This window comes from Vibrio sp. WZ-1, assembly GCF_052037695.1.
Classification (GTDB): Bacteria; Pseudomonadota; Gammaproteobacteria; order Enterobacterales; family Vibrionaceae; genus Vibrio.
The window spans coordinates 51,169-74,407 of the sequence record NZ_JBQEQR010000081.1; the positions used below are offsets into that span (position 1 = coordinate 51,169).

Annotated in this window: 24 protein-coding genes; 13 read left to right on the plus strand and 11 right to left on the minus strand. The window is 43.9% G+C overall.

Annotated elements, in window-relative coordinates; translation table 11 throughout:
• Window positions 1-65: 65 nt before the first annotated feature.
• Together ACTS60_RS18330 and ACTS60_RS18335 are read right to left on the minus strand one after the other, a co-directional pair.
• On the minus strand, window positions 66-2,222 hold the full coding sequence (locus tag ACTS60_RS18330) for a prolyl oligopeptidase family serine peptidase (protein ID WP_440889407.1): 2,157 nt from the start codon (window positions 2,220-2,222) through the stop codon (window positions 66-68).
• 156 nt (window positions 2,223-2,378) lie between these two features.
• The gene (locus ACTS60_RS18335) at window positions 2,379-3,950 is read right to left on the minus strand and encodes an ABC-F family ATP-binding cassette domain-containing protein (protein WP_440889408.1); all 1,572 of its coding nucleotides are present in this window, start codon (window positions 3,948-3,950) and stop codon (window positions 2,379-2,381) included.
• 475 nt (window positions 3,951-4,425) lie between these two features.
• Here ACTS60_RS18335 and ACTS60_RS18340 point away from each other — a divergent pair, with 475 nt between their 5' ends.
• From ACTS60_RS18340 to ACTS60_RS18355, 4 genes are all read left to right on the plus strand, one after another.
• The gene (locus ACTS60_RS18340) at window positions 4,426-4,851 is read left to right on the plus strand and encodes a universal stress protein (protein ID WP_440889409.1); all 426 of its coding nucleotides are present in this window, start codon (window positions 4,426-4,428) and stop codon (window positions 4,849-4,851) included.
• A 431-nt stretch (window positions 4,852-5,282) separates the two neighbouring features.
• Complete coding sequence (locus ACTS60_RS18345; RefSeq protein WP_440889410.1) at window positions 5,283-5,618, plus strand: hypothetical protein; 336 nt, start codon at window positions 5,283-5,285, stop codon at window positions 5,616-5,618.
• Between the two features lie 83 nt (window positions 5,619-5,701).
• Window positions 5,702-5,830, plus strand: a complete 129-nt coding sequence (locus ACTS60_RS18350; protein ID WP_440889411.1) for a hypothetical protein — start codon at window positions 5,702-5,704, stop codon at window positions 5,828-5,830.
• The gene (locus tag ACTS60_RS18355; protein ID WP_440889412.1) at window positions 5,830-5,958 is read left to right on the plus strand and encodes a hypothetical protein; all 129 of its coding nucleotides are present in this window, start codon (window positions 5,830-5,832) and stop codon (window positions 5,956-5,958) included. Before ACTS60_RS18350 ends, ACTS60_RS18355 begins: the two co-directional genes overlap by 1 nt.
• Window positions 5,959-6,036: 78 nt before the next feature.
• Here ACTS60_RS18355 and ACTS60_RS18360 read toward each other — a convergent pair whose 3' ends face one another.
• Together ACTS60_RS18360 and dmeF are read right to left on the minus strand one after the other, a co-directional pair.
• Window positions 6,037-6,453 (minus strand): MarR family winged helix-turn-helix transcriptional regulator, encoded by a 417-nt coding sequence (locus tag ACTS60_RS18360; protein ID WP_440889413.1) that lies wholly within the window; start codon window positions 6,451-6,453, stop codon window positions 6,037-6,039.
• Window positions 6,453-7,367, minus strand: coding sequence for a CDF family Co(II)/Ni(II) efflux transporter DmeF (gene dmeF, locus ACTS60_RS18365; RefSeq protein WP_440889414.1), 915 nt, complete (start codon window positions 7,365-7,367; stop codon window positions 6,453-6,455). Before dmeF ends, ACTS60_RS18360 begins: the two co-directional genes overlap by 1 nt.
• A 203-nt stretch (window positions 7,368-7,570) precedes the next feature.
• Between dmeF and ACTS60_RS18370 the strand changes: the two genes are divergently transcribed.
• Window positions 7,571-8,419: a patatin-like phospholipase family protein gene (locus ACTS60_RS18370; RefSeq protein WP_440889415.1), complete on the plus strand. Its 849-nt coding sequence runs from the start codon at window positions 7,571-7,573 to the stop codon at window positions 8,417-8,419.
• Between the two features lie 167 nt (window positions 8,420-8,586).
• Here the strand turns inward: ACTS60_RS18370 and ACTS60_RS18375 are convergent, their stop codons facing one another.
• Window positions 8,587-9,435, minus strand: coding sequence for a pirin family protein (locus ACTS60_RS18375; protein WP_440889416.1), 849 nt, complete (start codon window positions 9,433-9,435; stop codon window positions 8,587-8,589).
• A 319-nt stretch (window positions 9,436-9,754) separates the two neighbouring features.
• Here ACTS60_RS18375 and cspE point away from each other — a divergent pair, with 319 nt between their 5' ends.
• The 3 genes from cspE to ACTS60_RS18390 all read left to right on the plus strand — a co-directional run bounded on the left by cspE (window position 9,755) and on the right by ACTS60_RS18390 (window position 10,976).
• Entirely contained in the window at window positions 9,755-9,967 is a 213-nt protein-coding gene (gene cspE / locus ACTS60_RS18380) for a transcription antiterminator/RNA stability regulator CspE (protein WP_440889417.1), read from the plus strand.
• A gap of 594 nt (window positions 9,968-10,561) precedes the next feature.
• Window positions 10,562-10,771, plus strand: coding sequence for a hypothetical protein (locus ACTS60_RS18385; RefSeq protein WP_440889418.1), 210 nt, complete (start codon window positions 10,562-10,564; stop codon window positions 10,769-10,771).
• Window positions 10,772-10,835: 64 nt separating this feature from the next.
• Window positions 10,836-10,976: a PA3496 family putative envelope integrity protein gene (locus ACTS60_RS18390; RefSeq protein ID WP_440889419.1), complete on the plus strand. Its 141-nt coding sequence runs from the start codon at window positions 10,836-10,838 to the stop codon at window positions 10,974-10,976.
• A 257-nt stretch (window positions 10,977-11,233) separates the two neighbouring features.
• On the opposite strand, the gene ACTS60_RS18395 is transcribed toward ACTS60_RS18390, so the two are convergent.
• Complete coding sequence (locus ACTS60_RS18395; protein WP_440889420.1) at window positions 11,234-12,160, minus strand: LysR family transcriptional regulator; 927 nt, start codon at window positions 12,158-12,160, stop codon at window positions 11,234-11,236.
• Window positions 12,161-12,329: 169 nt separating this feature from the next.
• On the opposite strand from ACTS60_RS18395, the gene ACTS60_RS18400 reads away from it, so the two are divergent.
• The 3 genes from ACTS60_RS18400 (at window position 12,330) to ACTS60_RS18410 (ending at window position 14,447) form a co-directional block, all read left to right on the plus strand.
• Entirely contained in the window at window positions 12,330-12,824 is a 495-nt protein-coding gene (locus ACTS60_RS18400; protein WP_440889421.1) for a magnesium transporter, read from the plus strand.
• Between the two features lie 2 nt (window positions 12,825-12,826).
• On the plus strand, window positions 12,827-13,816 hold the full coding sequence (locus tag ACTS60_RS18405; protein WP_440889422.1) for an efflux RND transporter periplasmic adaptor subunit: 990 nt from the start codon (window positions 12,827-12,829) through the stop codon (window positions 13,814-13,816).
• Window positions 13,817-13,973: 157 nt separating this feature from the next.
• Window positions 13,974-14,447, plus strand: coding sequence for a peroxiredoxin (locus tag ACTS60_RS18410; RefSeq protein WP_440889423.1), 474 nt, complete (start codon window positions 13,974-13,976; stop codon window positions 14,445-14,447).
• A gap of 163 nt (window positions 14,448-14,610) precedes the next feature.
• On the opposite strand, the gene ACTS60_RS18415 is transcribed toward ACTS60_RS18410, so the two are convergent.
• The 3 genes from ACTS60_RS18415 to ACTS60_RS18425 all read right to left on the minus strand — a co-directional run bounded on the left by ACTS60_RS18415 (window position 14,611) and on the right by ACTS60_RS18425 (window position 18,567).
• Window positions 14,611-15,018 carry an SPOR domain-containing protein gene (locus tag ACTS60_RS18415; protein WP_440889424.1) on the minus strand — a complete coding sequence of 136 codons (408 nt, stop codon included), beginning with the start codon at window positions 15,016-15,018 and terminating at the stop codon, window positions 14,611-14,613.
• A 160-nt stretch (window positions 15,019-15,178) separates the two neighbouring features.
• Window positions 15,179-17,122, minus strand: coding sequence for a diguanylate cyclase (locus ACTS60_RS18420; protein ID WP_440889425.1), 1,944 nt, complete (start codon window positions 17,120-17,122; stop codon window positions 15,179-15,181).
• A 275-nt stretch (window positions 17,123-17,397) separates the two neighbouring features.
• A complete protein-coding gene (locus ACTS60_RS18425; RefSeq protein WP_010452879.1) occupies window positions 17,398-18,567 on the minus strand; it encodes a D-alanyl-D-alanine carboxypeptidase family protein in 1,170 nt (389 codons plus the stop codon).
• Between the two features lie 470 nt (window positions 18,568-19,037).
• Between ACTS60_RS18425 and ACTS60_RS18430 the strand changes: the two genes are divergently transcribed.
• A complete protein-coding gene (locus tag ACTS60_RS18430; RefSeq protein ID WP_409586712.1) occupies window positions 19,038-20,648 on the plus strand; it encodes a BCCT family transporter in 1,611 nt (536 codons plus the stop codon).
• A gap of 93 nt (window positions 20,649-20,741) precedes the next feature.
• Here ACTS60_RS18430 and ACTS60_RS18435 read toward each other — a convergent pair whose 3' ends face one another.
• Window positions 20,742-21,176, minus strand: a complete 435-nt coding sequence (locus tag ACTS60_RS18435) for a carboxymuconolactone decarboxylase family protein (RefSeq protein WP_440889426.1) — start codon at window positions 21,174-21,176, stop codon at window positions 20,742-20,744.
• 128 nt (window positions 21,177-21,304) lie between these two features.
• Here ACTS60_RS18435 and ACTS60_RS18440 point away from each other — a divergent pair, with 128 nt between their 5' ends.
• Window positions 21,305-22,207 (plus strand): LysR family transcriptional regulator, encoded by a 903-nt coding sequence (locus tag ACTS60_RS18440; RefSeq protein WP_440889427.1) that lies wholly within the window; start codon window positions 21,305-21,307, stop codon window positions 22,205-22,207.
• A gap of 15 nt (window positions 22,208-22,222) precedes the next feature.
• Here the strand turns inward: ACTS60_RS18440 and yghU are convergent, their stop codons facing one another.
• Complete coding sequence (yghU, locus tag ACTS60_RS18445) at window positions 22,223-23,083, minus strand: glutathione-dependent disulfide-bond oxidoreductase (RefSeq protein WP_440889428.1); 861 nt, start codon at window positions 23,081-23,083, stop codon at window positions 22,223-22,225.
• Window positions 23,084-23,239 lie beyond the last annotated feature (156 nt).

Consider the following 23,239-nt stretch of genomic DNA (forward strand, 5'->3'; position numbering starts at 1 on the left):
CCGAAGACTGCGTTGTGATTCATTGAAAAATGAACTTAAGCCCAAGCTTAAAGCTAACCTCTCGCTTACAGCTTTTCGACGCCCATATTAAACAAGGTAAAGCTGTACACATCAGCCGTTTTCTCGATAACCTTACTCGTTGGTGTGCCTGCACCGTGCCCAGCATTGGTTTCAATACGAATCAAGGTTGGGTTCGTACCTGCTTGTTTAGACTGTAGCTGCGCCGCAAACTTATACGAGTGCGCAGGGACAACACGGTCATCGTGATCACCCGTTGTTACCATAGTCGCTGGGTACTTCACGCCTGATTTTACGTTGTGTACTGGCGAGTAACCTTTGAGGTAATCGAACATCTCTTTACTTTGTTCTGCGGTACCGTAGTCATAAGCCCAACCAGCCCCTGCCGTAAAGGTGTGGTAGCGAAGCATGTCCAATACACCCACCGCAGGCAGTGCCACTTTGAAAAGTTCTGGACGCTGCGTCATTACCGCACCAACGAGCAAACCGCCGTTAGATCCACCGTTGATCGCGAGCTTATCTGACGAGGTGTAGTCTTTATCGATAAGGAACTCAGCTCCGGCAATAAAGTCATCAAACGAGTTCTGCTTCTCTAACTTAGTGCCAGCATTGTGCCACTCTTTACCGTACTCACCACCACCACGGATGTTTGCGACAGCGTAGATACCCCCCATTTCCAACCATGCCGCTCGGCTTGGACTGAAGTAAGGCGTTAGGCTGATATTGAAACCACCATAACCATACAAGATCGTTGGCGCACTGCCATCCATCGGCGTGCCTTTCTTGTATGTGATAATCATCGGAATCTTGGTGCCATCTTTCGACTTGTAGAACACCTGACGGGATTCAAATTGTGCTAGATCAAATGGTGCGTTCGATTTGTGGTAAACCTCGCTGTCACCACCTTTGATGTCTAGGCGATAGGTCGTGCTTGGCGTCTTGTAGTTGGTGAAAGAGTAGTAGACTTCAGCGTCTTCTTTCTTACCCCAAAAGCCGTAAGCACTGCCGATGTCTGGCAGCTTGATTTCACGAATGAACTTCCCTTCCATGTCATACTGCTTAACCATCGAAAGTGCATCAACAATATAGCTTGCAAACAAGTAACCACCAGCGGTTGATGGGCTAAGCACGTTGTCAGTTTCAGGGATCAAATCTTTCCAATTCTTCGGCTCAGGGTTGCTCGCATCCACCGTCACCACTCGTTTATTTGGAGCATCTAAGTTGGTGACCAAATACAACTTGGTGTCTTTGCTATCAATCACCCAAGTATCAGAATTGGTGTCATCCAAAATGGTTTGCAGCGGACTGTCTGGCTTGGTCAAATCTTTGAAGAACAACTTATTACCAGACGTTGACGTACTTGCTGAGATAAATAGGTAACGTTGGTCATCCGAAGTGTAACCGCGAACGTATCGGTGCTTCTCAGCCTCTGTTCCGCCGAAGATAAGCTTGTCTTCACTCTGCTTAGTGCCTAGCTCGTGGTAGTAAAGCTTGTGTTGGTCGGTTTTTGCTGAAAGCTCGCTGCCTTCTGGCTTGTCGTAACTTGAGTAGTAGAAACCTTGGTTCCCCAGCCAATTTACACCGCTGAACTTAATATCCACCAGCGTCTCACCGACAGTTTTTTTGGTTTCTGCATCAAGCACAATCACTTTGCGCCAGTCGCTACCGCCTTCTGAAATGCTGTAAGCGACTAAAGAACCATCTTTGGTGAAACTCACGTTCGCCAGTGAAGTCGTGCCATCTTCGCTAAAAGTATTTGGATCAAGGAAAACTTCTGGCTTGCCGTCATCAAGTTGGCGGTAAAGCACATCTTGGTTTTGCAAACCGTCGTTTTTGTAGAAGTAGGTGTATTTGCCTTCTTTGAATGGTCGCCCTAACTTCTCGTAATCCATTAACTGAGTTAAGCGCTCTTCAATCTGGTGACGATAGGGAATTTGCGCTAGGTAATCGAACGTTACTTGGTTTTGCGCTTTAACCCAATCCGCGGTTTCTTCACTGCGATCGTCCTCTAGCCAGCGATATGGGTCACTGACTTTAGTACCAAAATACTTATCCACCACATCAACTTTCTTAGTTGTTGGGTACTTCACCGCCATTTTTTGTACGTGTTCCACTAACTTCTGCGTTGAGTCTTCCGCATGAACCACTGGTAATGCGCCTGTCATCGTAAACGCCATGACCAGCGCTAAGGTTTTCTTTTTCATAGACTTCCTTTTCTGTTTGTGTAATGCATCAATCATCTTACCCATATCAGAGTAATGAATCTAATTGCGTTAAAAAAGGTGTGAAACTAAGAAGGCAAAGCAAATCGCATTGCCCTCTTAGTAAGAAACAAACCTCAGTTTATAGACTAACTTGCATTAACTCAGTTCAATGCTTCGAGACACGCCTGATTCCGCGGCAAAATCTTGGTCATGACTGATAAGGATAAAACCACCTCGGTAAGCATTTAATGCCTGAGCGAGCATGATTTTCGAATCCAAATCGAGGTGATTATCCGGCTCATCCAATAGCAACAAAGGCTGAGTTGGTTGATGACTGACAATCAGCATCGCAAGCTTCATTTTCTCGCCACCGCTCAATACATTGCCTAAGCGAAATACACTGTCTCGACGAAAGCCAATGCCTGCCAACAGCGTCCTGGCATCGCCCTCTTTCATTCCCTCACAATGTTGCATTAGGTTTTCCAACATGGATAGTTCAGGACGAATCGCACCAAAGTGCTGGTCGAGATAATAAAGTGGCGTATTGATTTGTAGCTCGCCACTTTGCAGTGAGAACTCGCCCAAGAGAGTTTTCAGTAAGGTCGATTTACCGCATCCGTTTTTACCCAACAAATGCAATTTATCATCCGCATGAACTTGCGCAGTGATGGGCTGGGCCGCCCCAAATGGCAACATGGCTTCTAAGAGCGACACAGCTTTTCGCGAGCGACTTTGACTATCGGCTAAATACAGTTTTTGCCCTTTAATGTGCTCTTTACGCGCTCGCAAGCTTTGCGCTTTCTCTTGCAGATGCGCTTGGCGAAGTTGCTCGTTTTTATTACGACTGGCGGCTCTGGCTGTGGCTTTGTCTTTCATACCATCCAGTAAGATTTTCGGCTGGCTGCCATCCTTTCTCAGCTTGTTACCTTGAGCCGCCCTTTGTTCTGCTTTCTCTCGATTGCGCTGAGCTTGCTCCTCCAATTGCTTTTTTTGTTTATCGACACTGGCTAATTGGCGTTCCACCGCTTGCAGTTCTGTTCGCTTTTGCTCGGCATACACATTGTAATTACCGCCAAACACTTGCAAACCTAAACCGGATAGTTCCCAAATTTCTTCCATCTCGCGCAGCAATTCTCGGTCGTGACTGATGAGCAAAATCGATCCTGAGAAACTGCGCATCGAATCAATCAACCACTGCTTGGCATGTTTATCGAGGTGGTTCGACGGCTCATCAAGGATTAGCAATTCCACTTCGCTTTCGAACAATTGCCACAGTTGCAAACGCGCTAACTGTCCGCCACTCAATTGCGAGCAAGGAAAGTCTGGCTGTGGCGGTAGGCCCATGGTTTCTAAATGCTTAGTAAGTTGAATCGGCAAATCCCATTGTTCACCAACCACCTCAAACAAATGCTCAGAGCAATCGCCCATTTCGATCTGCTTGATAGCACTCAGTACTTTGTCCTTTGCTAAAAACTGGGCAATCGAAAGATCGCCACCTAACAAGTGCGATGCTTGCTGACGATATACCGCAAATGACGTTGGTAAGGTGACCGTACCGCTCGTCGGGGCTTGCTCACCGATAAGTATCGATGCAAACACCGATTTTCCAACACCGTTGCGCCCGACTAAACCAACGCGACGTTTGGTCATAGTGCATGAGAGTTGTTGGAACAGTGTTTCGCCGTTACCAAATTGATGACTGATATTGTAAGCCTGTAAAACTGGCATAATTTGCCTCCTGTATAACAGGGACAACAGCCGTAGCTTGAGATAAATCTAGAGATGAGATCGATGCAAATACACGCGCCCATAGAAGCGCTTCAAACAGAAAAATGGTAACTGCAAAGAAATATCGGAAAGTGAGCTACGCCTACTAACCCTGTAAATCCAAAAAATAAAATGAGAGTTGGATGACAGGTTTAGTTGTCCATGTTGGCGTAATCTCCTAAAGAAGTGATGGGCAAAGTCTAAAAGACTTACTGTATAAAAAGCAAGCAACCTTTATCGAAAACGAGATTTCGATAGACAAGTCAGAGCATCAGAAACACACGGTTTTTCATTGCTGCTCTTGTTTTATTTTTTCTAAGTAATTGTCTCCATGATAATTTGCCAAAACTTTGAACAATTTCGGGATCTTATCAACACATTTTTTACCCAAGGCGTACTATGCTAAAGATAACGTATTCCACAAAAGGGCGTGGTTATGAAATACAAACATATCCTAGTGGCACTAGAACTGTCTGATGAGAGTACTGTGTTGATTGACCGAGCAGTTTCCATGGCAAGCTATCTTGATTCAGAGATTTCTTTTATCCACATTGATGGCACTCACGGTGAGATCTATCGAGACCTTGTCGATATTGTCGCAGATCCTGAACAGCGGCCTCTAAACGAACATTCTATGGAATGCTTGAGAACGTTTAGTGATTATATGGACCATCCTCTGAAACACTTCTTTGTTGGAACGGGTGATCTCGCAGATAAATTGGAAGTCACAATCAAAGAGCAAGAGGTCGACCTACTTATATGCGGCCATCACCAAGACTTCTGGAGTAAAATTATTTCTTACTCAAGACACCTGATTAATAAATCGCCTGTCGATATTTTAGTGGTCCCAATCAGCGACTAGACTAAACGGATAATAAGTAACCGCCTAATTACAGGCGGTTTTTTATATTTGCGACCGCGCACAGACCGCACTCTCCACCATTGACGATGAGGACTTCAGAAACAACCATAGATTAGAACCCAACCAATGTGATGTATTGATCACTCATTAACCAGTTAGCACAAAATCACCACCTCTATCGAATCACATTCTCGATTCTTTTGAACAATTTATTTTGTTTGTCCCTTGCTTCGAGAGTCCATATTATCCGCAACACAAGGGATGACAGTCCTTACGCTCTTTAACAATCAAATGCTGCGATTCCTAATCTCATCTCTCGACTGCTGATGTAAAAATTTCCTTTTGATTCCCATTTTCTAATTTTTACAACTACTGAGCAGAGCATTTGACGCTGTGCTCTACATTAAAGTCTATTCATGTAGGAACTCATCGTGGATAAATATCAAGCTGCATACGCAAAACGTCTAGAAAAGCTAAAGAACAACCGCTCACCAAAAGCGATTGCTCGTATTTCAGCGTGGGATGCATTTTTTAACAAAGAATATGAGATGCAAGATCTTGAATCTCAAATGGCAGACTCTGCACGTCAACGTTACGAGCAATCTGATGTAAAAAATGAAATCAGCTTTGGTTCATTCAAACGCGCATTCTATAAAGAGTCGATCGTAATTTACGATTTGACTGATGGTGCATCAATTCAAAAAGTGTTCACTCCTCTACTTGTGCTAATGACGGCATGGGTTGTGTTTGTGTGCGTTAACCAATAATTGAGCATCCAAGCTTAATAAACGATAGAAACGTAGTTGGCAGAGTATTAATGACTTTGCCTCCAACAGTTGAGAGTTTAGGGATGAAAGGAAGAAACCTTGCGGCATTTGCCATTGTAGTGGCAGCACTAGCATTTGGTTCTGGCTTTAAAGCCTATCAAGAAGCGAATGGTGTCATTTACCCAACCTTTGAGAAGGAGTTTAATCTCTGATGTCTAAGATTACACTTCTGCTACTCGCAACAACCGTAGGGATCGGTATAACCGGCTCAGTATTTTGTGTTGGTGCTACCTACGCATTTACTCAATTACCAATTGAGCAAATTCTATCGAGTTTATAAAAAAAGTAGAGCATTTCGGTGCTCTACTTTTTTGCTATCTGGGGTTCAGTAGTTGGATGCAGAAAGCGAAAAGCTCAATCAGAACTCTTTATTCATCTTCTGTAAGCAAGCAAACAAAATTGCTTGCTGCTCTGGGTCGATATTACGCGTTAAATCTTGAACCAAATCTAAATGCAGTTGATTGTGATGGTAGTGAATCTCTTCACCAGCAGGCGTAAGTTTCACCACAATAGCACGTCGGTCTTCTGGGTGAGGACAACGCTCGATAAGTTCCGCTTTCACCAATTTTTCAATTTGCACCGTCAGCGTGCCAGTTGTAATTCCTAGCTTTTCTGCCAGCTCCTTCATACGCAGCGCACCATGCCCACCCAACACTTCAATCGTGTGGATTTGGGCCAGTGAATAACCGGTGCCTTTTACTACAGATTGCTCCCAAGAAGACATTTTGTCATAAAACTCGGTAAGCGTTTGATTCAGCTTTTCTAATTCGCGCATCACTCAGTCGTTTGAACTTCCAAAGTTAGGTGGTGAATCTTATCAAATTTACTCAATAATTGCTTAAAATCCTCTAGCGTTTTATCACTCTGATTCTTCAGTGCAATCGCCGCTGAGTAGTGATGACCACTCACTTTCCAAATATGCAAATCGACAATCTCCGCATGTGGAGAAAGCGAGTCAATAATCTCATTTCGATAAGATTCATCGATACTCTCATCCAGTAATACTGGGGCAGTTTGTCTCATCAAACCCAACGTCCATTTACCAATCACAACGGCACCTACAATACCCATCATCGCATCTAACCAGACCCAGCCGTAGAACTTACCGACTATCAACGCGACAATCGCCAGTAAAGAAGTCAACGTGTCAGCGAGAACGTGAAAATACGCAGCGGTAAGATTGTGGTCATGATGATGTTCATGCCCATGATCGTGCCCGTGGTGATCATGATGGTCATGTCCGTGATGATGGTGATCTTGAAGAAGCAACATGCTTGCAAGATTCACCACCAAACCAATCACCGCCACCATAATTGCTTCGTTAAACTGAATGCTTTCTGGATTGAATAGACGATGTAGCGATTCCACCATCATCATCAAAGCCACAATTCCTAGTGCAATTGCACTGGTAAAGCCCCCTAGTACGCTGACCTTACCGGTACCAAATGAAAAGCGATCACTATGGGCGTTTTGCTTTGCGTAGCGGTAAGCAAACAAGGTGATACAAAATGCCGCTGCGTGTGTGCCCATGTGCCAACCATCTGCCAGCAATGCCATCGATCCAAACATGGTCCCTGCGGCGATCTCCACCACCATAGTGACCACAGTCAGAATCAATACGTAGAGCGTTCGTTTTTCACCTTTCTGGTTATGAGAAACAAAATCATGTGAATGTTGCGATACAGCCATTGCGCCACTTACCTTTCAATTTTAGTTTGATTATCAAATTATTTGATTTTAATTTAGTTTGACAATCAAACAATGTCAACCTACTAACTCACTCTCATCATCAACAACAACTCTTGGCCATTGAGCACTTGGGAACAAGTAATAGATCCGTTACTCTAAATAGTTCGTACCACGAATCAGAATAAACAAAATGGATGGCTAGGATGGAACGAGTTGGCTCACGAGCGTTAATTGTAGAAGGTGGCGCGATGCGTGGGGTGTTTTCCTGCGGTATACTCGATCACTTCATGGCTGAGAGTTTTTCTCCCTTTGATAGCTTTTGGGGCGTTTCTGCTGGTGCAAGTAACCTAGCAGCTTACCTTGCCAACATGCCGGGTCGAAACCTAAAAATTTACCTCGATTACAGCCTACGGAGTGAATTCATTTCTCCAATCCAGCTCTTACGCGGTGGGGACATGATGGATTTAGATTGGATGTGGAAAATCACGTTAGAAGAACTGGGGATCGACCGAGATGTTTTAAGAGCAGACTCTCGCCCCTTCTTTCTTGGTGTTACTCGGCAAGATAACGGACAAGCAGAATACCTAACTCCTACAGTAGATATGCTTGCCGAAACTATGAAAGCCAGTAGCGCTTTACCCATTATGTATCGCAATGGCGTCGACTTAGATGGAACGAAATATGTAGATGGTGGTGTTGCAGACGCCATTCCAGTAGCTGAAGCCATCAAACGCGGTGCAACTAAGATAATGGTGCTAAGAAGTCGACCAGCCAGTTACCGTAAATCCAAGCCTAAGTTTGGAAAGCTTACCAAGCGTTTACTGAAAGATCACCCGGCTTTGATCGAGCCAATGCTCACACGTCATGTTCACTATAACCAATCTTTGGAACTGATAGAAAACCCGCCAGTTGGCGTTGAAATCATTCAAATCTGTCCACCAGAAGGCTTCAAGCTTAAACGCTTAAGCCGTTCGCCAGAACCACTACGTAACGCCTACCAACTTGGAGTTGAGTTTGGCAAATACGCCATTGACCGCTGGGAACAAAGCTAAGTTGGCAAAGTAACAAAACTCAACAACAAAAAAAGCCACACCGGCTTAGTGTGGCTGATGCAAATTCGATGGCAGTGGATATCGTCTTTGCTTGCAGTTGAACTCAATAAAGGAGTTCCAATCATTTTGTGTTTTTATCACGGCGCCTAGCCATACGGCTCGTCGACCTAATAGGTCTCAAACAATCCAGAGTTGTAATCCTGAATCGCTTGCTCAATTTCTTCGATGCTATTCATAACAAACGGGCCATAATGCACCACCGGCTCATTAATCGGTTGCCCAATGAAGAGCAGTACACCACTGATATCACTAGCATTCAGCTCGACCCATTCCGCTTGAGAAAGCAATGCTATCTCACCTTGCATGACAACGCGTTCACCCACTTTGATGCTGCCGTTGTAAACATAGGTCATCATATTGTGACCTTTTGGCGTCATAAGATTTAGTGACGCGCCTGGATGAGCTCGCCAATCGGCAACCGTCACTGGTACACCCGTTTTGCTTAGTGGGCCTTGAACGATCTCACCACCAATATTTAACTCACCGGAAACAACGCGAACCAAACCATGAGTCTCTGCACGGTGCTCGGTAATGGTTTCTGGTTGGAAATCGTAGTACTGCGCCGGAGACATCTTGTCTCGCGCCGGTTGGTTAATCCAAATTTGGAAACCATGCAGCTCACCGCCTTCCATTATCGGCATTTCGCTGTGAATCACGCCGCGTCCTGCCGCCATCCATTGTGCGCCGCCGGAACGCAACTCGCCAACATTGTTCATGTGGTCACGATGTTGAAAGTGCCCTTTTATCATGTACGTTAAGGTCTCGATACCACGATGCGGATGTGGCGGAAAACCACCAACATAGTCAGCTCGTTGGTCGGATTTAAGCTCATCCACCATCAAGAATGGTGAAAAAGCTGCATTATTAAAACCGGCCACACGTCGAATTTTCACACCATCGCCATCGGCTGTTGGATGCGATGGCAGGATCTGACGAATCTCTCTCATTGTACTCATAACCTGGTCTCCCTTTGGATATGACTTAATTGTAGAGAGCGAGAAAAAGAACATGAGTGGGCGGTTTTGTTCTACTTCATCAATTTTTTCGAACAAAATATGGAAAATAAATGTAGCTATTTTTTAAACACCCTGTATAGTGGCGGCTGGCTCTAGAAAAGAGCTGTTAATGCTACATTTAGTTTAAGTTCCCTCTCAGTAACACCCTGAACCTCTCGGTTCAGACTCCTGCGTAAAACTTCCTCTTGATTGCACATTCAATAGCTTAAAAAAAGATCCACCACAATTCGTATATTATTGTTTAATTTCAGAGGTTTTTATGTCTGCTAAAGTAACTGGTTCAGTAAAATGGTTCAACGAAACTAAAGGTTTTGGTTTCCTAACTCAAGACAACGGCGGCCAAGATGTATTCGTACACTTCAACGCTATCGTTGCTGACGGTTTCAAAACTTTGACTGAAGGTCAGAAAGTAAGCTTCAATGTAGAAGATGGTAAAAAAGGTCCTCAAGCGACTGAAGTTACTCCTCTATAAGATAGCTTTTCTTGGTGCAGCATCTCCTTGCTGCACCAAACTCTCTCCCCCTTCAAAAAATTCCTCAAACTTATACCCAAGTGACCTCAAGATGCAGGATTCAGAGCGTCGTCATTGAGTCGAGTTCAAGGAAAACAACGCAGCGTAATAGCCAACTCTTTCCAAGTTGTTTGACGCAGCCATTGCTTTAATTAAAAAAGCGGGGCAATGACACGCTCCCAAAGGGCACTCTTTACAAATAGTAAGGGCCTTGGCTTGTATACTTTGTTGCCGATTCTTGATTTAGACCCACTAGACCTTTAAATCGCCGCCGCGCCTACAAACCAAGTCATTCTCGCTGAACCTAACATCTCGAGGTTACTTGGGTATATAACCCGCAAGTATTCTTGCTCGGTTTTCTGCTGCCTAAAATAAATTGGGGGCGGATACGATATCCATCGTTGGAATACTGTATCTATCGTTAGAACACGATAGCCATCGTTGGTGTTTTACTTACTTAAAATTAGGAAAATTTATGTCTAAAAGAACAGGTCGTCAAAGACACTGGTATCAATTAATGAACAAAGAAAAGATCACTAAAAAACAGGAGAATAAATGATAGAAATTGAATTCCATTTAAAACAGCCCGACATCTCTTGGCGCGCCAATATTCATCAACTCAACAGTGATATTTTAAGGCGTCATATACTACCGAAACTCCAATCTGCTTGTTATCTCATTGATTTTAAATATTGCGATAAAACTTACTCCGGTGACATTCTGTGTGACTCAGGTTCAAAGCTAGGAAGTTTTATTATTAAATAAATCACTTTTCGTGCATTAATAAATCATGCAGAAATTTGGGAAGATATTCCTACGGAGAAAAAACATGGCAAAGAAAAGTAAGAAGCAAATTGAGCAAGACAAGAAAGAGTCCGAACAAAACGCCGCTGCGATTAAACAGAAAACGCGTCGCCGAATTGAGGACATCATGGAGCAAAGAGAATTTGATAAAATGTTCGACCTATAAATCTATTCCCTTTCTTTTCTCTACTCTTCTCAATATAAAGTATCGATGTGCAAGGTATCGCCACCCCTTCTCAGTTCACAATGAGCAACGCACAGTAAATTCGATATAACCCCCTTGTTTCTCGCATGATGCTATTCAGTTTTAGTCACTGAATAATCAAAGCTCAGCCAGGTGTGTGCTGATAAAGAAAACGTCATGCGAAGAAGCCCAGCTTTTACAAACCCTCTATTAACAAACCAAGTGCAAAGTATAAATGCTTACTCAGTACGTCTTTTAAAATCTTCTGCCGCTAATACACATTGTTCTCGTAACCATTTATGGCTCGGATCGTTGGAGCGTGAAGAGTGCCAATACATTGCCACATCAATCGGTTCTTTCATAAACTCTGCATCTAGTGCTTTAAGGTTGTAAAGGTGTTTATATTTGTCCAACAAAATTTTCGGCATCAAACCAACATAATCACAGCGCTGAATAATGGGTAATATCTCCATAATACTGCTCGCCTGCCATGCAACATCTCGTCGGCCTAAAATGCTTTCATCTTTGATCCCCCGTCCAATTAAATAGCCACCTTTCTGGTCTATTTGAGATAAGGTCACATGTTTTTCTGCAAGGTATTCTTTAATGCTTACTTTAGTGTCAGTGAGGCGAGGGTGATCGGCTCGGCACATCACCGTTAGTGTGTCCGACATCAGTACTTGTGAGCGCAAGTGAGGATGTAGATTCGTTTGTGCTTCGATTACTAAATCGCATTGCTGCGTTCTGAGCAAATTGGTTAGATCCATGGTATAGAGAGGTTCGATTCGCGTAGTCACTTTCGGCGCTTTTACACTGAGCAACGCTGACAGCTCCGGTAAAAGTGTAAAGCCAAAGACGCTAAGGGATGATATAACAAATTGCTTATCACATTCTGCAGGGTCAAAGCGAGAGTGCTCAGGAAGCATATATGCAATATTCTCAACCGCATTTGCCAGCGTCGGGTATATATCTATGGCAAATGCTGTAGGAGCAACACCATGGCTCTCCCGAACAAACAACGTATCTTTGAACACTTCGCGAAGTCTTACCACCGCTTGGCTAACAGCAGACTGACTTACCCCTAATCGCTGCGCGGCTTTGGTATAGCTTTTCTCTTCGACGATAGCAACAAACGTGGGAATAAGGCTGTAGTCAGAGTGTTTCATATGTTATGCCATCTCTAAATAGTACCCGTTGATATTAGCTAAACTTATATCATTTATCACCCTACTTATGATGCTTTTTCATACAATTGTGCGCACGTGATAACGCTCTGCACAATAACAATCACGCGCTCAACGTTTTACCCTCATAACATAGACAAAAGGTATAACTATGAACGTCATAAAAGCCATAGGTCGTGTCATTACTGCGATCATCATGGTGCTATTAAAGTTCTTAATTTTCATGGCTCTAATGCTTGGTGGTGCATATTTACTTGCTCCTATGGGCACGATCAATTCGAAAGACATTGATATGGATATATTTACCAATACGCCCAACAGCACCATGATGACCATCTTCAACTCTGAGTATTTCAGTGGCTATCTGTTTTCTGTCACCATAGCGCTTGCCCTTTTTGTTATCTATTTGCTTTGGCAGATCCATGAAGTCGCCGTTCACCGAGCTGAAGAGAAAAAAAGTTCGCACATCCAATTGGTCTTTGCTCTTTCCCTTTGCGGTTTGTTCCTACACAAAGCTTGGTGGGTTCTTGCACTTATCATCGCTTTTGCTAACTGGGAGCACATTGGCCACTCGATAAGTAACATTATCCGTAATAGCCGTTTGCCATCTTCTCCTAACACCTCATCTAAAGTAGCGGAGGAATAAGCATGAAAGAGGTAATGATTCCATACATTCTTATCATGTGGATTTTAGTATCAACTGGTGCAATTAAGTGGACATTTAGAAGCGCGTTCTGGATCATCTCTGGTGGCGTGTTCATTCTTGTCGTGTTGGGGATTCTCTCACGCCTTTGGGCTCCAGTTGACCTAACCTACTCTTCTACCGTAAAAGCGCCCCACTCCGTCTTATCTCCATTATTCCGTGAGCAAATTGATCATATCTATGTGGACCACAACCAAAAAGTGAAAAAAGGCGATGTGATTTATACTCTAGTCGATACGACTTCACTGGCCGATGTAGAAAAGATCAAAGCCGGCATTGTTCAGCAAGAAGAGAGTATTGCTCAGTTAAAGCGCGATATTATTCGCGGAAAAACGTCTCCAGAGATCTTTAAAGGTCGCGATATTGAATACTACGAGTCTCAATTGCGCGTCGCTGAAGCATCATTGAAGTCACTGCATGCCGATCTACAAAAGACAGAATTCGAGCAAGAGCGAAAAACGGTGGTTGCCCCCTATGATGGTCAAATAGCGGTGGTAAACGTCGCGGATGGTAGTCGTGTCGGAAACATGCACATCTACGACACGTCACGTAAGTTTCTAGAAATGCGCATTCCAGATCAAAGCTATCGTTATATCGAAAAAGGTCAATTTGCTGAATTTTACGTTGATGCCTATCCAGGAGAAGTTTTCCGTGCTCGCGTACACAGCATTACCGCTGGTACCGGAGAATCGTCTGTCTCGCCATTACAGGGGCCTCAAAGCGTTCGTCAGCATGTTGGAGCAAACACCAGTAGCCATGGTCGAACCGTGATTTTAGAGATCTTTGAACCAGAAGGTAAAACCATCCCTATCGGTGCTACAGGATCTGCATGGATTGCAGCAAATAAGCCTCATAGCTTGTTTGGTTTCATTGACGTCATTGGTGCAGCGACGGTTCGCTTACACTCATATAAGTCCTACTTAAATGCAATTTAGTTTTCTAAAGGTGGTTTTAACCGCGATCACTTATAAGGGGTTCTCTGACTGAGGCCCTTCTTCTAAGTTAGTTTAAACCCTTACATTTCGTCTGTGGTTAGCCCGCAGGTTTGGCGCTAGACTGAGTGAACGATATATACCTAAAAGGAAATAAGTCATGATTCAACAAGGTCAAACATTGCCTGCTGTAACGTTAAGCGAACTGACGGCTGAGGGCATGGTAAACCACCAAGTAACCGAACTCTTTGCAGATAAGAAAGTGGTTTTATTTGCCGTACCAGGCGCATTTACGCCGACTTGTTCTGAAGCGCACTTGCCTGGTTATGTTGTATTGGCTGATCAGCTCAAAGCGAAAGGCGTAGATCTGATCGCTTGTGTATCAGTAAACGATGCATTCGTAATGCAAGCTTGGGGCGAAGCGCAAAACGCATCTGAGCTTCTGATGCTTGGTGACGGTGACGCAAGCTTTACCAAGGCATTGGGTCTAGAGATGGATACGGGTGGTTTCGGTGGCGTTCGTTCACAACGTTACGCGATGATCATCGACAACGGCGTGGTCACCAAATTGAACGTGGAAGAACCAAAAACATTTGAAGCGAGCAAGGCAGAAACCATCCTAGCAGCACTGTAAGCAAGACGCGAAGATCTCAAAAGCATGAACATAAAACGGAAGCCTCAACACTTCCGTTTTTATTTGTCCTAGCCATTTATTTTATCGCAGCGCACTTAATAACGATGAAGTGATTAACGGATAGGTTGAGCCTTACCTAGGTATTGAAAAGGCTCTAAGCTCATTAGCGCATTCGCACCACGTTGGTTTGTTTCTTACTTTGCATTTCTCCAAACGTTAAAACAAACGGCGACGACTGCTTAACTCGACTCGGCAAAGAAGACAACGCACTGTAGGCGTCCTGCTTACTCTTGAAGTCTCCCACTGTTACCGTGTACCAACGAGTGCCTCGGCTATTCTTCCAGTTAACCCAAACTGGGTGTCGTGGATCAATATTACGAATGTACTCTTTAACATCCTTTTCTTTTTTCAGCGCCAACACCTGCATTGTGTAGTGGTTAGGATCGAGGTAGCCATATGCATCTTGCGATGACATCACTCCAACACACTGCCCTGCACCTGTTGATTGATGTTGCGGCATAACACAGCCTGTAAGTGACATAGACAAAGCCAAAGAGAGAATCTTGCGCACGCGTAACTCCGTTTTTGTTCTAAATGGTTCTCTTGATATCTTGAGTAGGCGACCATCAGAACAAGAAGATGAAGTGTAAAACAAAAACGGCAGACTGAACACGTCAGTCTGCCGCTTAGTTCGGAGGTTAGTTATCGCCTAAAAACAACCACTATCCATTTTAGTTATCTGAGTCGATGGGGAACACCACCTGGTTCTTACCATTTCGCTTAGCTTCGTAAAGGCTTTTATCTGCTCGACGGAAATACTCATCATTGTATGTAAAGCTCGTTATTAAACCGCTATGACTTACGCCAACCGAAGTCGTAATGTGTAGCGACTCTCCAGAAATACCAAACTGGAAGTCATCTATGTGCTGACGAATTGCCTCCAAGCGCTGTGGTAACTCTTCTGAAACCTTCAACAACATTAAAAACTCCTCACCACCCCATCGAATGAGTAACTCTTTCGAATCCACGTGCTGTTTAAGCCGACTGGCAAACTCTTCCAGAACCTTGTCTCCGGCATCATGACCATAAATATCATTAACACCTTTGAAGTTATCAATATCAAACAAGATCACACAGTATTCACCTGCCGAATCTAGGTGCTCAGGATGATCGATTTGGTCATAGTAATAACGTCGGTTATGTAACTTTGTAAGGGGATCTAGCAATGATAGCTGCTCTAGCTCTTGGTTTTTACGTTGGGTCGCCAAAACCTTAGAGACAGTAAACACTAATACCACCGCCGATATTGCTATCCAAATCATTGCGATCTGAAAACGCAACTTCTCTTGATCAAGCTCTGACTCAGCTAAACGCTTCTGAACTTCTAGCAGGTTTCTTTCGCGCTGAATATGCTCCGTTGCAAAAGCTTGTTCCAAGTCATACACCTTGCCAAGTAGTTGCCGTTTGTTATTGATAGAAAAGCTTTTGTAAGTGTTTAACGCTTTTTCGTATTCGCCGAGCTTTTCAAAAATTTTGGCTTTTTGCTCTGCAACTCTAATAAGCCAACGTTCGTGTTTAACAGATTCAAACGCAGCCAAACTTGCCGCAGCGCTGTCCATGGCTTGATTCGCTTGCCCCAGCGCAAGTTGGCTCTTGGACATGATCAGGTAACACTGTCCATATTCAATTGGATAATCCGCAGCAGAAGGCAAGGTCACACATTGCTGCGTAGTCTTAAGTGCATCTTTGTAGTTTTCTTCAAGCAGCAATAGATCTGCTTTTCCTTTTAACTGGATGAGGTGATAGCGTAAATTTGTCGATGTCGGTTTATAGTATTTTTTTGATTCTTCATAGGCTTGTCGAGCGAGATAAACTTTACCTTGGCGATTATAGATATGAGCCTCATTGAGGTACATAACTTGAAGCCCCTTGGCTTTATCACCTCGAGCATGACGAGCTAAATATACTTTTTGTGCTTTTTGAATGAACTCTAACGCTCTATCCCAACTTTCAATATGGAGATAAAGCAAACCAAGGTTGTTATAAATCGTCCCTTTATACGCATCTTGTTGAATTTTGTTTGCGATATTGAGTCCATCTAAGAAGTAACGCTGAGCGTCCACTAACTGATTCGTAGCGTTACTCAGTGCGCCAGCGATGTTGTAAAGCTTGGGTAATAACGAATCTAAGCGGTCGCGCTCTGCAATTTTGATCGCTAGCTGAATTTCAGTAAGACCAAGTTCACTTCGCCCATGTAAGGTATGCTCCATTGCACTGTCGGCCAACAGCAAAGCGTCTAACCATGATTGCTCTGATGACTCTGTAAGTTCTTGCAGCTGCTGATGATAGTCCTTGGCACGTATAGGCTCATCATTCGCTCGGGCTAGGCGGTACTGCAGATATAGCGCAAAGGATTTCTCAAGCTCCGTTTTTAACGGCAACCCAATTGCAGCCAGTACTTGTTGCGCACGTTTTGAATCAACATAAGTTAGCTCACTGACATCGAGTAGTACCTGACCAGCACGTGACTTAGCTAACAATTCTTGAGGATCTAAAGTGGGCGATGGATCCGTTTTTTCCACTGAAGTACCGTTACGCCAGTAATCGTGTAAAGCAAAAGCGACCACAGCCCAAAGTAGCGCTGCTAGCAGCGTGACAACATAGCTTTTTCTCACGAGGTATTAGGTTCCATCTAGGTTAGATTACGGCTTCTGTTTTTAGAAACATCTGATTCAAAAGCGAACAATAACACCAATCAAATACATACCCAAGCTTGCATAAGAACTTGATCTCATACAAAGAACCAGATTGAGTAATTACTCTAATGGAAAGTTTTTTTGCCATATAGACAATGGCATCGGCGAGAAACAACTGCCTCCTAAAACCTAAACGAAAAAGCCGCACCTTAAAAACTAAGGTACGGCTTCAATACAACGCAAATTAGAAATGATTAGAACCAACTCGCGACCAAACGCTTAAACCAGTCCACTAAGCGCTTGAAGATGCCACCTTCATCGACAGGTTCCAGTGCAACCAACTCGGTTTCCTTCACAACATCGCCGTCGACTTTGTACAGCACTTTACCAACAATTTGGTTTTGCTGAATGGGAGCCATCAAATCGCCATTGTATTCAACCTCTGCTTCGAGTTTGTTTACGTCACCTTTTGGCAGCGTTAAATACACGTCACGATCCACACCCACTTTTAGCTCATCTTGCTCACCCATCCATACTCGAGCCGTCGCGATTTCTTTACCCGCTTGTGTTGGCATTACAGTATCAAAGAAGCGGAATCCATAGCTAAGTAATTGCTTACTTTCTGATTCACGTATACTTGGGCTTTTCGCGCCCATAACAACCGCGACTAGGCGCATGTCACCATTGGTTGCAGACGTCGCAAGACTATAACCAGCACCACTGGTGTAACCCGTCTTCATGCCATCCACGTTCATACTGCGATCACGTAGCAAACCGTTACGGTTGTACTGAGTAATACCGTTGTAAGTGAACGATGTTTCGCTGTAAAGCGGGTAAATATCTGGTAAATCACGAATGATGGCACGACCTAGTGTCGCAATATCACGTGGGGTTGAGTACAAACCATCGCTATCCAAACCATGCGGGTTAGTAAACGCTGAGTTCGACAAACCAAGCTGATTCGCCCAGCTGTTCATCAAACCAACAAAGCCAGCCTCACTGCCTGCAACGTGTTCTGCAATCGCAACACTGGCATCATTACCCGATTGAACAATCAAACCACGGTAAAGATCGGAAAGTACGACCGATGTACCGACTTCGATAAACATCTTCGAGGAATCTGGGAAGTTCTTAGCCCATGCATTGCGGCTGATCACCACTTCATCGTCCAAACTGATGTTGCCAGACTTCACTTCTTGACCTGCAACATAAGCCGTCATCAGCTTGGTTAAGCTTGCTGGGTTCAGACGCTTGTCAGCATCACGCTCCACCAACACAGCACCAGTGTGGTAATCCATTAAAACATAGCCACGCGAGCTCAGTTCAGGGGCATTAGGAACAACGGTAGGAGCAGCAAAACTGAATGTGGAAGCAGCAGTCAGGGTGGTCACTAACGTAGCGTTGAATAAAGTGTTTTTTCTCATAGCAGCATTCTGTGGCTTACAAACTTAGGGGAGTATATTGAAACGGCGTGCAGTTACAGCAGCTCTGTTACGATTAGTTACGTTTACTCGATATTTGTCGAAAAGAATGCGAAGTCGGTTGAAGTTTGTGTTTATTCGTTCGCCAATTCGATGAAATCATGACTTGTGACGAACTCTCGCTGCTCACTCATAGTTAACCGAACGAAGACAGTACCATTTGATTAAACCATGCTCGGCCAACTCAACACCAATACTTACACATCAAAACATTACACATCATTACACTTTCTACATAAAACCTCGCCAAATATCGAAAAAACGCTCAAAAAACCCTTTGAGTTGCATTGTTTTACATAAAACACTATGATCGCGTCGCATTTTTTAATTTGAACTCAAAATAATTGGAGGGCGGTTTTAGTGTTTTTCTTATTCAAGAAAGACACATTTAAAAAAGCGTATATGTTGTATTTATGGATAATGCACTAAAAAAATATAGTATCGACACTACCGACTATCAGGTTGGTCAAGATAACGTTCAAAAGTGGGGATTTGATATCCACAATCCAGTATTTGGGATTAGTGCTGGTCTTGTTCTTCTCTGTCTTGCTTCTCTTTTAATTGTTGACCCTTCAACAGCCCGTGACGCCTTAAATGGCCTTAAGAACGGCATCATTACCGACTTCGATGTATTCTTCATGTGGTCAGCAAACTTCTTCATCCTATTTGCTCTAGCAATCTTACTTTCACCACTAGGTAAAATTAGAATTGGCGGCAAAGATGCCCGCGCGGAACATTCAACAGTGTCATGGCTTTCCATGCTATTTGCTGCCGGAATGGGTATTGGCCTACTCTTTTGGAGTGTTTCTGAACCTACCGCTTATTTTACTAATTGGTACGGCACTCCACTGAATGTCGAAGCATACACTGAAGAAGCAAAGTCACTCGCGATGGGTGCCACCATGTTCCACTGGGGTATTCACGGCTGGGCGATTTACGCGATTGTTGCCCTTTCACTTGCTTTCTTTACCTTTAATAAAGGCTTACCACTCTCATTACGCTCAGCGTTCTACCCTTTATTTGGCGATCGTGCATGGGGTTGGTTAGGTCACGTGATCGACATTCTGGCAGTACTTTCAACCTTGTTTGGTCTAGCAACCTCTCTTGGCTTAGGCGCGCAACAAGCAACAAGTGGCATTAATCACGTCTTCGGCTTAGATGGCGGTATTGGTACGCAAATGATTGTTATCGCCTTCGTTACCTTTATTGCAGTACTTTCTGTAATTCGAGGTATCGATGGTGGTGTAAAACTACTGAGCAACATTAATATGGCGGTAGCCTTCGCTCTATTAGCTTTCGTTATGTTCATTAGTTTTGATATTGCGACAACATCCATTTGGGATACCACAGTCGCTTATGCGAAAGACATTTTTGCCCTAAGTAATCCGCACGGACGTGAAGACTCTGACTGGATGCATGGTTGGACTGTTTTCTACTGGGCATGGTGGGTGTCTTGGTCACCATTCGTCGGTATGTTTATCGCACGTGTTTCGAAAGGTCGTACCGTTCGTGAATTCCTGTTTGCCGTTATCGTGATTCCAACCACTGTAACGCTAGTTTGGATGGCAGTATTCGGCGGTATCGCACTTGATCAAGTAGCGAATAAAGTAGGTGAACTGGGTGCCAATGGTCTGACAGACATCTCACTGACACTATTTCACGTTTACGATGCAATGCCATTTAGCTCGATCATTTCAGTATTGTCTATCGTTCTGATCTTAGTGTTCTTTATCACCTCTTCAGACTCTGGCTCATTAGTTATCGATAGCATTACCGCTGGCGGTAAGATTGATGCTCCAGTACCACAACGTATTTTCTGGGCATGTATTGAGGGCTCTATCGCCGCAGTCATGCTATGGATTGGTGGTAAAGAGGCATTACAAGCCTTGCAATCTGGCGTAGTGGCAACAGGACTTCCGTTCACGCTGGTACTACTGCTGATGTGTGTCAGCCTAATCAAAGGGTTGCGCTCAGAGCTACCTGCTTATCAAGATCCATTAGCAGGCCAAGCCGTAGTTCGCTAAGGCAAACACAAGCAACAACTGACGAAAAAATGGAGCTTACAATAGCTCCATTTTTTTACTGCCAAGACATCACCAAGCCTATTAATGATCCGTTTAGTGGGTCATTTTTGTCGCTAACGCAAATCGATTCCACGCGTTAATCATGATCACCTGCATCATGGCTTCTGCGACTAACTCTTCACCAAGCAAAGCAATACACTCTTTATAGGTCGCGTCACTTAGCCCTTTGTCACTTATTAGGGTCATCTCTTCGGTTAAAGCGAGTAACGCTCTCTCTCGTTCTGTAAACAAAGGAGATTCAGCCCAAGCTGCAATAGCAAACAACTTTTGCTGTGGCATTCCAATGTCTAACGCTTCTTGCGTATGCATTTGAATACAATAAGCACACTTGTTGATCATGGATGCTTTTAGTTTGATGAGCTCTTTATACTCTTTTGCCAACTCTACCTTTGAAAGATAATTTTCCAAGCCAAGCATAGCGGTAAGCGCATCAGGTTGAACGGTCGCAATTTGTAGTCGTTGAGTCATGATTTCTGTTCCTCATCTTGTGATTTAGTCATTCGTTTATTGCGTTGTTGGCATTGTTGACCATTTCGTTGAGCGATAGAATAGGCAGGAAAAGCAAATCAGTTTTGCAAAAAACAGAAAGGTAAATCATGTTAGATTGGATTAAAATCTTTGATCAAGTTGTCGCTTCAGGCAGTTTTTCTAAAGCGGGAAGAGCACTGAACATGGCTCCATCATCAATAGCCAGAAACATAGACAACCTAGAAAATCATTTGCAGACAACGCTCTTTAAGAGAAGTACTCGGCAACTTGTTCTGACAGAGCAAGGCCAGTATTTTTATCAACAATCAAGCAAGATACTGGAAGACACCGCCAAACTTGTGCATGAGATGAAAGGCTCTCTTGATGAGCCAGAAGGTCATTTATGCATTTCAGTGTTTGAAAGCTTCGGAAATCTATTTCTCGCCAACATAATTCCTGATTTCCTTAAACGCTATCCTAACGTCCAGGTTGAGCTCGACCTTGATAACGACATTGTTGACTTAAACAGTAGCAATGTTGATATCGCAATTCGAATTGGAACACCGCAAGATAGCCGCTTAAAAGCTCGTCATATTATGAGTAATCACACATCCTTAGTGGCAACCCCAAAGTACCTATCCGAAACAGAACTGATATCGACGCCTGAGGACCTCACTCAACACAACTGTTTATTACTCAATCACGACAGACGCCGTAGTTACTGGTATCTGTCTAATAAATCTCAAGTTAAAAAGGTTTGTGTCGACGGGAATTTTATCTCGAAAGGCGGGTCACCATTGCTGTGTGCGGCACTCAATCATGGAGGGGTTTTACTGCTTTCGACTTGGATGGTGCAACCTTATCTCGATAGCGGCGAGCTCATCAGCGTGTTGCCTGATTGGAAAGCAACACAAAACGAAAAAGGAAGTGGTGAGATATTCGCTGTTTATAAGGGCTCGAGTTACCCCAAGCCCCATATCCGAGCCTTCATTGATTTTATGTTGGAAAGGGTTCCTAAGTTTAATCAATAAAGAACTCATTAATGTCTATTTTGGTGCTTTAGCCAATACCGTATCAATGTCAGCTGCACTATGGCGCTCTGCCAATTGTTCCCACTCTTCACCCCATGAGCGGTTAACAATACGACCACGTTTTACCGCTTCACGTTCATCAATCGCTTTAGCCCAACGCACAACGTTTTTGTAGCTTGATACGTCTAGGAACTCAGCTGCATCGTAAGCACGACCTAATACAAGGTTGCCGTACCAAGACCAAGTTGCGATATCGGCAATGCTGTATTCATCGCCACCTAAGAATTCATTGTCTGCAAGGCGCTTATCTAGCACGTCTAGCTGACGCTTAGCTTCCATAGTGAAGCGGTTAATTGGGTACTCGAACTTCTCTGGTGCGTACGCGTAGAAGTGACCAAAACCACCACCTAGGTAAGGTGCAGAGCCCTGCAACCAGAATAGCCAGTTCATTACCTCAGCACGTTTCGCACCCTCTGTAGGTAGGAAGTGACCAAACTTCTCCGCTAGGTAAAACAAGATGTTGCCAGATTCAAACACGTTCACTGGCTCAGCACCGGAACGGTCTACCAAAGCAGGAATCTTCGAGTTCGGGTTAACTGATACAAAGCCAGAGCCAAACTGGTCGCCATCGCCAATCTTAATTAGGTACGCATCGTATTCTGCTGCCGTTACGCCTGCCGCCAAAAGCTCTTCAAACATGATCGTCATTTTTTGACCATTTGGTGTACCCATTGAGTAAAGTTGGAATGGGTGCTCACCAACTGGAAGCTCTTGCTCATGACGTGCACCAGAATCCGGACGGTTAATGCTCGCCCACTGACCGCCGTTTTCATTATCGTTTGTCCAAACTTTTGGTGGAATGTATTCGTTAGTCATTGTTATCCCTTATTGTGTTTGAATGCATCTTCAAACTGACGGCTTTTGCACGCCAGCAAGCATTATTAAAATCACCACTTCGCCAACTGCGATTGGGCATACTCAAGATATTAGGTCGAATTTGCTAAATAAAAGTCCTGCAATCTCTTTTAGTTA